The organism is Pseudonocardia pini (assembly GCF_013870575.1).
GTDB classification, from domain to species: Bacteria; Actinomycetota; Actinomycetes; order Mycobacteriales; family Pseudonocardiaceae; genus Pseudonocardia; species Pseudonocardia pini.
Map to the genome: position 1 here is coordinate 1 of NZ_JACBXB010000112.1, position 10,381 is coordinate 10,381.

Consider the following 10,381-nt stretch of genomic DNA (forward strand, 5'->3'; position numbering starts at 1 on the left):
GCCCGCTGGGGCACGCGGAGCGGCCGGTGGACGAGGCCGCGTTGCGGGTCAAGTTCCTGGACTGCACCCGAGGGCTCACGGGGGCCGAGGCGTTGTTCGCCGACCTGCGTCGCCTGCGGGACCAGCCCTCCGTCGGCGCGCTCGTCCGCAGGGTATCCCTGGCGACCTCCGGTGCGGGGGCCGGGACGTGAGCGCCGCACCTCTGGACGGCATCCTCGTCGTCGCCATGGAACAGGCGGTCGCCGCACCGTTCGCGACGCGGCAGCTCGCCGACCTCGGCGCGCGGGTGATCAAGCTCGAGCGGCCGGGCACCGGCGACTTCGCCCGCGGCTACGACGGCAAGGTCGACGGGCTGTCGAGCGCGTTCCTCTGGCTGAACCGGGGCAAGGAGTCCGTCGAGCTCGACGCGAAGTCCGCCGACGGCCGCCGCCTCCTCGACGCCCTGCTGGGCCGGGCCGACGTGTTCCTGCACAACATCTCCCCGTCCGCCGCCGCGAGGCTCGGGATCGACTCGGCCACGTTGTCCACCCGGTTCCCGCGGCTCATCGCGGGCTCGGTGTCCGGCTACGGGACCCGGGGGCCCCTGGCCGACGCCAAGGCCTACGACCTGCTCGTCCAGGGCGAGACCGGGCTGATCTCGCTGACCGGCGGCGAGGACTCGCCCGCCAAGGTCGGGATCTCCATCGCCGACATCTCGGCGGGCATGTACGCGTACGCGAGCGTGCTCGCCGCGATCCACCACCGGTCCCGGACCGGGGAGGCGCTCCCGGTGGACGTCTCGCTGTTCGACTCGTTGACCGAGTGGTTGCTGTACCCGATGTACTACACGGCCCACGGCGGCGCGGCGCCGCGGCGGATGGGGGCCAGCCACGCCACCATCGCGCCCTACGGGCCCTTCACGACCGGGGACGGGGCGCAGGTCCTGCTCGCGGTGCAGAACGAACGCGAATGGGTGCGATTCTGCGCCGAGGTCGTCCGGATGCCCGAACTGGCCGAGGACCCGCGGTTCGGGTCCCAGGAGCGCAGGGTCGGCAACCGGGATGTGCTCGACGCGATCATCGCCGACCGGCTCGCGGGCCTGGACCGCGACACCGTCCTCAAACGGCTCGACGCCGCCGACATCGCCTCGGGCAGGCTCAACCCCATCGAGCGGCTGCCCGACCACGAACAGCTCGCGGGGCGCTGGACCCGGACGGGTACGCAGTCCGGTCCGGTCTCGACGGTCCTCCCGCCCTGGGCACCCCCGGGGATCGACGGGTACGGGGACGTCCCCGGCCTCGGCCAGCACACCGCCGCGGTGCGGGACTGGCTCGGCCTGAATGCCTCCGGAGCGGAGGGGAAGGACTCACCATGACGACGCACACGGGCTGGCAGGGCCGATTCTTCGAGGACTTCGTGGAGGGGGACGTCTACGAGCATCCGCTCGGTCGGACCCTCACCACGACCGACAACATCTGGTTCACCCTGCTGACCCAGAACACCGCCCCGACGCACTTCGACCACGAGTACGCCAAGAAGACCGACTTCGGTCGTCCGCTGGTCAACTCGTGCCTGACGCTGTCGCTGGTGGCGGGCCAGAGCGTCACGGACATCTCGCAGAACGTCTACGCCAACCTGGGCTGGACCGACATCACCCTCCCGCACCCGGTGTTCGAGGGCGACACGATCCACTCCCGCAGCACCGTCCTGGCGCTGCGGGAGTCCAGGTCCCGGCCGTACCTCGGGCTCGTGACCGTGCACACCGAGGGTTTCAACCAGGACCGCGACCTCGTCATCTCCTACCAACGGACGGCGATGGTCTACCGCCGGGGCCACGGGCCCCGGTTCGAGCAGAACGGGAAGGCTGACCCGCGATGACGTTGAAGCAGGAGTCCGAGCTGCGGCGCGACCTGCGCAGCACGGTGGACCGGATCTGCGAGGACTTCCCGGACCCGTACTGGCGCGAGCTCGACCGCGAGCGCCGCTACCCCGAGAAGTTCGTGCAGGCGCTCACCGAGACCGGGTGCCTGGGTGCCCTCGTCCCGGAGGAGTACGGCGGCCTCGGCCTCGGGCTGGGGGACGCGTCGGTCATCCTGGAGCAGATCCACGCCAACGGGGCGAGCGCGGGCCCGGTGCACGCCCAGCTCTACACGATGGGCGCGCTGCTGCGGCACGGCAGCGAGGAGCAGAAGCAGGCCTACCTCCCGCGGATCGCGGACGGGTCGCTGCGGCTGCAGGCCTTCGGGATCACGGAGCCGACCGCGGGCACCGACACCACCAACATCTCCACACGGGCGGTGCGCGACGGCGACTCCTACGTGGTCAACGGCCAGAAGGTGTTCATCTCCCGGGTCCAGCACTCGGACCTGATGATGCTGTTGGCGCGGACCACCCCGAAGGACGAGGTCGCCCGGAAGTCGGACGGGCTGTCGGTCTTCCTGATCGACATCCGCGAGCTCGAGGGGTTCTCGGCCAACCCGATCCGCACGATGGTCAACCACGAGACCAACGAGGTGTTCTTCGACGACGTCCGGATCCCGGCGTCGTCGCTGATCGGTGAGGAGGGCGGGGGCTTCCGGCACATCCTCGACGGGATGAACGCCGAGCGGATCCTCGTCGCGTCCGAGTGCATCGGCGACGGCCGGTTCTTCGTCGAACGCACCCGGCGCTACGTCTCGGAGCGCGAGGTGTTCGGCCGCCCGATCGGGGCGAACCAGGGCGTGCAGTTCCCGATCGCGCGCTCCCACATCAACATCGAGGCGGCCGACCTCATGCGCTGGCGCGCCTGCGACCTGTTCGACGCCGGGGAGGACTGCGGCGCCGAGGCCAACATGGCCAAGCTCCTCGCCTCCGAGGCGTCCTGGGAGGCCGCCAACGCCGCGCTGCAGTTCCACGGCGGCTACGGGATGACCGAGGAGTACGACATCGAGCGCAAGTTCCGCGAGACGCGGCTCTACCAGATCGCCCCGGTGTCGACGAACCTCATCCTCTCCTACGTCGGCCAGCACGTCCTCAAGATGCCCCGGTCGTTCTGACCCCCCTCTTCTCGGAAGGAATCCTGCAATGGAGCTGGAGCTCGACGGCAAGGTCGCGATCGTCACCGGTGGTGCCAACGGCATGGGCGAGGCCGTCGCCCACGAGCTGGCGGGCAACGGGGCGATCGTCGTGATCGCGGACATCGACACCGAGCGCTCGGCGCTGGTGGAGAAGGAGATCCGCGAGGCGGGCGGGCAGGCGCACGCCATCGTCACCGACGTCCGGGAGGAGGAGCAGGTCCGCTCGCTGGTCGAGCAGGTCACGTCCCGGTTCGGCCGGATCGACTTCCTGGACAACAACGCGGCGTCGCTGGAGCTCACCGCGCAGGACCCCGACGTGGTCTCACTCGACCCGGACGTGCTCGCGCAGACCCTGCGCGGCAACCTGATCGCCCCGTTCCTGTGCTGCAGGCACGTGGTCCCGGTCATGGTCGAGCAGGGCGGCGGCAGCATCGTCAACATGGCGTCGGTGGCAGGGCTGACCGCCGACGTCGCGCTGAGCGCGTACGCGATGTCCAAGGCGGGCGTCATCGAGCTCACGCGCCTGGTCGCGGTCCAGTATGGCAAGCAGGGGGTCCGGTGCAACGCGGTCGCGCCCGCGACCATCCTGACCCGCAACGTCGACGCCTACATGCCCGACGACTACCGGGCCGCCTACATCCGCAACAGCGCCACCACCTACCTCGGCACCCCGCAGGACGTGTCGGGTCTGGTGGCCTTCCTCGCCTCCGACCGCGCCCGCTATATGACCGGGCACGTCATCCCGGTCGACGGTGGGATCACCGCCGCCCTGGCGGTCGTCGCCGACCGCCGCTGACGGCCGGCCGGGGTGAGCTGACGTGGACACCGTGGCCGGTCGGACGGCCGTGGTGACAGGAGCCGCACAGGGGATCGGGCTCGCCCTGGCGGAGGTCCTCGCCGAGCGCGGGGCGAACGTCGTCCTCGTCGACGTGGACGAGGCAGCGCTGGGCGCTGCGCGAGACCGCGTCGCCGGGGCGGCACCGGGTGCGGTGGTCGCGGCCCGGGTCGTCGACGTGACCGACCGGGCGCAGCTCGAGGAGCTGGCCGGATGGGCGGAGGCGACCCTCGGACCGGTGCAGATCGTGTGCAACAACGCCGGGGTGGACGCCTTCCGGGGCGGGGCGATCTGGGAGGCCGAGGACGCCGACTGGGCGTGGGGGATGGGCGTCAACCTCTGGGGCGTCGTCCACGGTGTCCGCACCTTCCTGCCCCGGATGTTGGCGCGTGGCGAGCAGGGGCACATCGTCAACACGGCGTCGGCGGCCGCGCTCACCGCGCCGACCAACATGTACGGCGTGACCAAACACGCGGTCCTCGCGTTCACCGAGGCGGTGCGGGCCGGGCTGGTCGAGCGGCGGGCGGCGGTGGGCATCAGCGCGCTCGTGCCCGACCTGACCGCCACCGGCTTCTTCACCCACCGGCACCGCCCCGACACCGGTCCCGAGGCGGAGCGCGACCTCGTGGCGGGCGAGGGGATCCGCGCGGCCAACCACGCCCTGCTCGCGGAACGAGGCGCGCCGCCGCGGGCGGTGGCCGAGCGAGCGGTGCAGGCGATCCTGGCGGACGAGCTCTACGCACTGACCCACGAGTCCTCCAAGGACTACGTGCGCCGCAGGACCGAGGCCATCCTCGGGGCCCGGACGTCGGTACCCCCGGGCGGCTGACCGCACCACCTCTGACCCGCACGCTTTCTTCACCGGAGAGGAAACAAGGCCGTGGACGGACCGATGGGCGAGGACTACCTCCGCACGTTGTTCAGCGAGGTCAGCAACTGGGGTCGATGGGGAGCGGACGACCAGTTGGGCACGCTGAACCTGATCGACACCGCCGCCCGCCTGCGCGGTGTGGCGAGCGTGCGGGACGGGCGCACGGTGAGCCTGTCCCGACCGGTCACGGCACTGACCCCGGCGGAGGCGGACGCGGCGGCGACCGAGTGGGGGCGACCCGCGTCGCTCGGTCTGGACAACCATGGTGCGGGGGTGCCCTCCGAGGGGTTCGGGGTCACCAGCGACAGCTTCGCGGTGTCGGTGCACGGAGCCACCCAGACACACCTGGACGCCCTGTGCCACATCTTCTTCGACGGGCGGATGTACAACGGGCGGCCCGCCTCGGAGGTGCCGGCGAGCGGCTCGACCACCAACGACATCAGCCGCATCGCGGGCGGGGTCGTCACCCGTGGCGTGCTGTTGGACGTCCCGGCGTTGCGGGGCGGGTACGTCCGTGCGGACGAGCCGGTGCGGTTGACGGAGCTCGAGGAGGCCGAGCGCCGGACGGGCGTCGAGATCGCCCCCGGGGACGCGCTGCTGATCCGCCTCGGCCGGGACCTGCGCTGGGCGGCGGAGGGTGGCCAGGAGTGCGAGGACGCGACGGGGGAGACGCGGCTGCAGGGCATGCACCCGGAGGTCCTCGGGTGGCTGCGCGAGCGTGACGTCGGGATCCTGGTGTCGGACAACGGGTCGGACGTGACTCCGCCCGCCTACGGGTTCATGCTGCCCATCCACATCGGCACCCTGGTTTTCCTCGGCTGCCCGCTGATCGACAACGCCGACCTCGAGGGCCTGGCCGCGGCCTGTGCGGAGGTCGGCAGAGCGGACTTCCTGTTCACGGTCGCACCCATCCCCGTGCCGGGAGCCACCGGTTCCCTGGTCAACCCCCTCGCGATCGTCTGATCCCACCCCCCGCCGGTAGTGTCGATCATGTGACGGGTGTGCGTGCGGACGGTGAGCTCGTGGTCGGGTTGGGGATCTCGCTGACGGCGGAGTCCCCGGATCCGGTGCGGCTCGGGCGGATGGCCGAGGAGCGGGGCTTCGAGTCCTTCCTGCTCCCCGAACACACGCACATCCCTCTGGACTCCGGGAACGGGCCGGACGGTCGGCCGCTCACCCCCGAGCACAGCGGCTCCCTCGACCCCTTCGTCGCCCTCGCGGCGATGGCGGCGGGCACGGAGCGGCTGCTGGTCGGGACCGGGATCTGTCTGGTCACCCAGCGCGACCCGATCGTCACGGCGAAGGAGACGGCGACCCTCGACCACGTCTCCGGCGGTCGTTTCCTGTTCGGTGTGGGAGCGGGGTGGAACCGGGCGGAGCTCCGCAACCACGGGACGGATCCGGCCACCCGGTTCGCGGTGATGCGGGAGCGCGTCGAGGCGATCACGCGGATCTGGACCGAGGACGAGGCGAGCTACCACGGCGAGCACGTCTCGTTCGACGCCCTCTGGTCCTGGCCGAAGCCGGTCCGCAAGCCGCACCCGCCGATCCTGGTGGGCGGCAACGGCCCCACCGTGATCGACCGGGTGCTGGCCTACGGCGACGAGTGGATGCCGATGGGGGTGGACGAGTCCTTCGGGCCCCGCTTCGAGGAGCTCCACCGCCGGGCCGCGGAGGCCGGTCGCACGGTCGGCATCACGGCGGGCGGGATCGGGGCGGACCCCCGGCGGTTCGACTGGCTCGCCCGCGCCGGGGTGCACCGCGCGCTGCACTGGCTGCCGAACGGGCCCACGGACGTCGTCGAGCGCGCGATGGACGCGTGCGCCGACGCCGTGGGCACCTATCGGCGAGCGGGCAGCTGACGGTGCCTCGCCGCCCTCAGATGGCCATCCCGCCGTCCACGGGCAGCACCACGCCGGTGATGTAGGCGGCCTCGTCGGAGGCGAGGAACGCCACCGCGGCGGCCATCTCGACTGGGGCGCCGAAGCGACCCAGCGGGATCGCCGCCGTCATCTCCGCGAGCTTCCCCTCGGGAATCGACTCGATCATCCGGGTCTGGGCGTTCGGCGAGATCGCGTTGACGGTGATGCCGAAGTGGGCGAGCTCCTTCGCCGCGGTCTTCGTGAACCCGATGATCCCGGCCTTCGCCATCGAGTAGTTCGACTGCCCGACATTGCCCCGCAGGCCGGTGTAGGAGGTCACGTTGATCACGCGGCCACCACCCTGCCTGCGGAAGTGCGGCACGGCGGCGCGGGTGAAGCGGAAGGTCCCGCCCGCGTGGACGGCCATCACGGCCTCGTAGTCGTCGTCGCTCAGCTTCCACAGCATGCCGTCGCGCAGGATGCCCGCGTTGTTGACCACGACGTCCAGGCGCCCGGTGTCGGCGACCGCCTGCTCCAGCACGTCGTTCACCTGCGCGGTGTCGGAGACGTCGGCGGCGATGCCGATCGCGCCGATCTCGGCCGCGGTCTCCTTCAGCGCGTCGGCGTCGAAGTCGACCATGACCACCGATGCACCCGCGGTCTGGAAACGCTCGGCCAACGCCCGTCCGACGCCACGGGCGGCCCCGGTGACGACCACGGTGCGGCCGGTGAAGTCGAAGGTCAGGTTGCCCATCAGGAGAGCCTCTCGTAGATGATCGCCATGCCTTGTCCGCCACCGACGCACATGGTCTCCAGGCCGATGCTCTTGTCGCGTGCGCGTAGGCCGTTGAGCAGGGTGGTGGTGATGCGGGCGCCGGTCATGCCGAAGGGGTGGCCGACGGCGATGGCGCCGCCGTGGACGTTGAGGGTGTCGCCGAAGGGGTCGATGCCCAGGTCGCGGGCGGACGGGATGACCTGGGCGGCGAAGGCTTCGTTGATCTCGACGAGGTCGACGTCGTCGATGGTCATGCCTGCCCGCTGCAGGGCTTGTTTGGAGGCCTCGACGGGGCCGTAGCCCATGATCTCGGGTGAGAGCCCGGTGACGCCGGTGGAGATCACCCGGGCGAGTGGGGTGAGGCCGAGGTCGCGGGCCTTGGTGTCGGAGGTGACGATCAGGGCGGCGGCGCCGTCGTTGAGTGGGCAGCAGTTCCCGGCGGTGATCAGACCGTCCGGCCGGAACACCGGTTTGAGCTGCGAGATCGCCTCGTAGGTGACTCCGGCGCGGGGGCCGTCGTCGGTGGTGACGAGGGTGCCGTCGGGCAGGGTGACCGGGGTGATCTCGTTCGCGTAGAACCCGCTCGCGATGGCTGCTTCGGCGAGGTTCTGGGAGCGGACGCCGAAGCGGTCCATGTCCTGGCGGGTCACGCCCTTGGCGCGGGCGAGGTTCTCGGCGGTCTGGCCCATCGCGATGTAGACGTCGGGGAGGTTCCCCGTCGAGCGGGGGTCGGTCCAGGTGTCGGTGCCGGACTCGGCGGTCGAGGCGGTGCGGGCCTCGGCGTCGGCGAAGAGCGGGTTGTGGGTGTCGGGCCAGGAGTCGGAGGTGCCGCGGTCGAAGCGGGACACGGTCTCGACGCCTGCGGAGACGAACACGTCGCCTTCGCCGGCTTTGATGGCGTGCAGGGCCATGCGGGTGGTCTGCACGCTGGAGGAGCAGTAGCGGGTGATGGTGGTGCCGGGCACGGTGTCGAGGCCGAGCAGGACCGAGACGATGCGGCCCATGTTGTCGCCGGACTCGCCGCCGGGCAGGCCGCAGCCGAGCATGAGGTCGTCGATCTCGGTGGGGTCCAGGGCGGGGACCTGGTCGAGTGCGGCGCGGACCATCTGGGCGGCCAGGTCGTCGGGGCGCATGTCCTTGAGGGAGCCCTTGCGGGCGCGGCCGATCGGGGAACGCGCTGCGGCGACGATGACTGCTTCGGGCACGGGAGTCTCCTTCGGTGGAGGGTCGGTCCTGTCGAGCAGTCTGCCCCGCGGGCCACGGCGCGGACCTACCGGCAGGTAGGGATCACACGGCCGTGCCATCCTGGGTCGCATGGTCCCCGACGGTGTCGACCGGGAGGTCGTCGTGGAGGTCGCGGTCAACGGCCCGACGCCGCGCGCCGTCACCCCGCACGTCCCGCGCACGCCTGCCGAGATCGCGGCCGACATGATCGCGTGCGCCGACCTGGGCGCCACGATCCTGCACAACCACAACGACGAACCGATGTTCACCACGGACGGCGTGCACGCCGCGGGGCCGTACGTCGAGGCGTGGACGGCGGTCCGCGCGGCCCATCCGGACGTGTTCCTCTACCCGACGATGGCGGCGGGCGCCCGCGGCATCCCCGTCGAGCGGCGGTGGGCGCACGTCGAGACGCTCGCCGGGCTGGGCGGGATGACGCTGGTCGATCCGGGGTCGGTGAACGTCGGGCTGACGGCGGCGGGTCGCTCCCCGCGGTCCGCCGCGGGGTCCGCGTACCAGAACACGATCGCCGACACCGAGCACATGGCCGCGCGCACCGTCGCCCTCGGTGCGGTCCCCAGCATCTCGATCTTCGAACCCGGGTTCCTGCGCACCGCGCTGACCCTGCACCGGCACGGTCGGCTGCCCGTCGGGATGGTGAAGCTGTACTTCGGCGGCGACCTGCAGTTCGGCCTGCCGCCCACGCCCACCGCACTCGCGGCGTACCTCGAGCTGCTGGAGCCGGCCGGGCTGCCGTGGTCGGTGGCGGTCCTGGGTGGCGACGTCGTGGGGTGCGGGCTGGCCGAACACGCCGTCCGACGGGGCGGGCACGTGCGGGTGGGCCTGGAGGACCACGCCGGGGAGCGGACCCCGCGCAACGTCGAGCTGGTCGCGGAGCTGGTGGAGCTCCTGGACCGGCTCGGGACCCGGCCGGCGACGCCCGCCGAGACCCGCGCACTCCTGACCACGAACGATCGTTCGGTGGGCTAGCATGCCCCCGTGGAGTCGAACAGCGGTGCGCCGGTCACGGTCGAGCGGGACGGGGCCGTCGCGGTCGTCACCCTGAACCGGCCGGAGAAGCGCAACGCGCTCACGGTCGAGCTCAAGGAGGCGCTGCTCGCGGCGCTCGAGGAGGTGGCGGCGGACGACTCGGTGCGCGCCGTCGTCCTCGCGGGCAGCGGGAAGTCGTTCTGCGTGGGGCAGGACCTCAGCGAGCACGTCGAGTCGTTGCGCGGCAACGCGTCCACGTCGTTCGACACGGTGGAGCGGCACTACAACCCGATCGTCCGGTCGATCGCGACGATGCCCAAGCCGGTGGTCGGCGCGATCAACGGCGGGGCCGTGGGCGCCGGGCTCGGCTTCGCGCTGGCCTGTGACCTGCGGGTCGCCGCCGACACCGCCACGTTCGCCACGGCCTTCGCCGCGATCGGACTCACCGCGGACTCCGGGCTGTCGGCGAGCCTCGTGCACTCACTCGGTGCGGCGCGGGCGACCGAGCTGCTGTTGCTCGGCGAGTCGTTCGACGCGGCCCAGGCGCAGGCGTCCGGGCTGGTCAGGGCCGTCGTCCCGGCGGACCGGGTGGTGGACACGGCTCGCGAGCTGGCGGCGAGGCTGGCCGCCGGGCCCACCCTCGCCTACGCCGAGATCAAGAAGGCGGTCGCGCTCGGCGCGGTGTCGTCGCTGGACACGGTGCTGGAGGGGGAGGCCGCCGGGCAGGCCCGGCTCGGGGTGACCCGGGACCACAGGGAGGCCGTCGAGGCGTTCCTGGAGAAGCGCCGA

The 10,381-nt window shown here is 71.8% G+C and carries 12 protein-coding genes; 10 read left to right on the forward strand and 2 right to left on the reverse strand.

The features are described 5' to 3' along the window. The 8 genes from H5J29_RS09555 to H5J29_RS09590 form a co-directional block, all read left to right on the forward strand. A partial coding sequence (locus tag H5J29_RS09555) for a hypothetical protein (RefSeq protein ID WP_220187192.1) occupies positions 1 to 191 on the forward strand: 191 nt, incomplete at its 5' end. Then, positions 188 to 1,354, forward strand: a complete 1,167-nt coding sequence (locus H5J29_RS09560) for a CaiB/BaiF CoA transferase family protein (protein ID WP_181780566.1) — start codon at positions 188 to 190, stop codon at positions 1,352 to 1,354. The genes H5J29_RS09555 and H5J29_RS09560, both read left to right, overlap by 4 nt. Beyond that, positions 1,351 to 1,857 (forward strand): MaoC family dehydratase, encoded by a 507-nt coding sequence (locus H5J29_RS09565; RefSeq protein WP_181780567.1) that lies wholly within the window; start codon positions 1,351 to 1,353, stop codon positions 1,855 to 1,857. Before H5J29_RS09560 ends, H5J29_RS09565 begins: the two co-directional genes overlap by 4 nt. Continuing rightward, positions 1,854 to 3,014, forward strand: a complete 1,161-nt coding sequence (locus H5J29_RS09570; protein WP_181780568.1) for an acyl-CoA dehydrogenase family protein — start codon at positions 1,854 to 1,856, stop codon at positions 3,012 to 3,014. Before H5J29_RS09565 ends, H5J29_RS09570 begins: the two co-directional genes overlap by 4 nt. Before the next feature lie 28 nt (positions 3,015 to 3,042). Beyond that, positions 3,043 to 3,831, forward strand: a complete 789-nt coding sequence (locus tag H5J29_RS09575) for an SDR family NAD(P)-dependent oxidoreductase (RefSeq protein ID WP_181780569.1) — start codon at positions 3,043 to 3,045, stop codon at positions 3,829 to 3,831. Positions 3,832 to 3,853: 22 nt separating this feature from the next. Then, entirely contained in the window at positions 3,854 to 4,699 is an 846-nt protein-coding gene (locus H5J29_RS09580; RefSeq protein ID WP_181780570.1) for an SDR family NAD(P)-dependent oxidoreductase, read from the forward strand. A 51-nt stretch (positions 4,700 to 4,750) separates the two neighbouring features. Beyond that, the gene (locus tag H5J29_RS09585) at positions 4,751 to 5,704 is read left to right on the forward strand and encodes a cyclase family protein (RefSeq protein WP_181780571.1); all 954 of its coding nucleotides are present in this window, start codon (positions 4,751 to 4,753) and stop codon (positions 5,702 to 5,704) included. A gap of 29 nt (positions 5,705 to 5,733) precedes the next feature. Beyond that, positions 5,734 to 6,603 (forward strand): LLM class F420-dependent oxidoreductase, encoded by an 870-nt coding sequence (locus H5J29_RS09590; protein WP_220187193.1) that lies wholly within the window; start codon positions 5,734 to 5,736, stop codon positions 6,601 to 6,603. A 16-nt stretch (positions 6,604 to 6,619) separates the two neighbouring features. On the opposite strand, the gene H5J29_RS09595 is transcribed toward H5J29_RS09590, so the two are convergent. Together H5J29_RS09595 and H5J29_RS09600 are read right to left on the reverse strand one after the other, a co-directional pair. Further along, positions 6,620 to 7,357 (reverse strand): glucose 1-dehydrogenase, encoded by a 738-nt coding sequence (locus tag H5J29_RS09595; protein ID WP_181780572.1) that lies wholly within the window; start codon positions 7,355 to 7,357, stop codon positions 6,620 to 6,622. Then, entirely contained in the window at positions 7,357 to 8,583 is a 1,227-nt protein-coding gene (locus tag H5J29_RS09600; RefSeq protein WP_181780573.1) for an acetyl-CoA C-acetyltransferase, read from the reverse strand. Before H5J29_RS09600 ends, H5J29_RS09595 begins: the two co-directional genes overlap by 1 nt. A gap of 109 nt (positions 8,584 to 8,692) precedes the next feature. Here H5J29_RS09600 and H5J29_RS09605 point away from each other — a divergent pair, with 109 nt between their 5' ends. Together H5J29_RS09605 and H5J29_RS09610 are read left to right on the forward strand one after the other, a co-directional pair. Beyond that, the gene (locus H5J29_RS09605; protein ID WP_181780574.1) at positions 8,693 to 9,592 is read left to right on the forward strand and encodes a beta-keto acid cleavage family enzyme; all 900 of its coding nucleotides are present in this window, start codon (positions 8,693 to 8,695) and stop codon (positions 9,590 to 9,592) included. 9 nt (positions 9,593 to 9,601) lie between these two features. After that, positions 9,602 to 10,381, forward strand: a 780-nt coding sequence (locus tag H5J29_RS09610; RefSeq protein ID WP_181780575.1) for an enoyl-CoA hydratase/isomerase family protein, incomplete at its 3' end; no start/stop codon positions are given.

What these genes read in the sequence shown, in the direction of transcription:
- H5J29_RS09565 (WP_181780567.1), top strand. Translation starts at nt 1,351, where the DNA reads ATGACGACGCACACGGGCTGGCAGGGCCGATTCTTCGAGGACTTCGTG.
- H5J29_RS09570 (WP_181780568.1), top strand. Translation starts at nt 1,854, where the DNA reads ATGACGTTGAAGCAGGAGTCCGAGCTGCGGCGCGACCTGCGCAGCACG.
- H5J29_RS09575 (WP_181780569.1), top strand. Translation starts at nt 3,043, where the DNA reads ATGGAGCTGGAGCTCGACGGCAAGGTCGCGATCGTCACCGGTGGTGCC.
- H5J29_RS09595 (WP_181780572.1), bottom strand. Translation starts at nt 7,357, where the DNA reads ATGGGCAACCTGACCTTCGACTTCACCGGCCGCACCGTGGTCGTCACC.
- H5J29_RS09605 (WP_181780574.1), top strand. Translation starts at nt 8,693, where the DNA reads ATGGTCCCCGACGGTGTCGACCGGGAGGTCGTCGTGGAGGTCGCGGTC.